Raw genomic sequence first — 533 nt, 5'->3', positions numbered from 1 at the left:
GGGTGCATTCCCATTTAGTTGACGCTTTTTGCTAGCAACGCATTGGGGTTCGGCTGCGGTTTCTCGATTCGGTGACAGTGGTATCTTGGGCGATTCAGGGACGATCTTCCACTCGCCAAGCAAGGATGCGGTCAACGATGCAAGGAACAGCCATGGGGCAATCGAAGGATAAACGGATCGAGTCGGCCGAAGAAATGTTCGCGTTGTTCTACGCTCAGCTGGCTCCCGACTTGGCGGCCTGGAAGAAGCAGGTCTCGGACCATCCCAATCAACTCGGAACACTCGAAAGAACCATTCACAATGCCTTTGCCCGCGGTGCGGATATGGTCGTCGCAGGGTTGATCTCCTCGACGATGATCGAAGAAGGGTTTGAGAAGGCATGCCACGCCAGCCGTGAAAATTTCTCCAGGCCGCTCCAGAAAGGACGTGAGACCCGAGTCGCAATTCGGCTACTCGGCGGCATGCTGTTTTGGGCCACAGCCCTATACTGTGCTCCGAAGAAAAAGTTACTCCGCAAAGACGATTCGCCTCGG

General features: G+C 55.2%; 1 protein-coding gene. It reads left to right on the top strand.

Annotation, left to right across the window (positions count from 1 at the left end; translation table 11 throughout):
* Positions 1-137 precede the first annotated feature (137 nt).
* On the top strand, positions 138-533 hold a 396-nt coding region (locus H1B37_RS33140; protein WP_182871544.1), incomplete at its 3' end, for a hypothetical protein.

The sequence above is a fragment of the Stieleria mannarensis genome (assembly GCF_014154935.1).
GTDB classification, from domain to species: Bacteria; Planctomycetota; Planctomycetia; order Pirellulales; family Pirellulaceae; genus Stieleria; species Stieleria mannarensis.
This window is presented reverse-complemented; position numbering and strand designations above follow the sequence as displayed.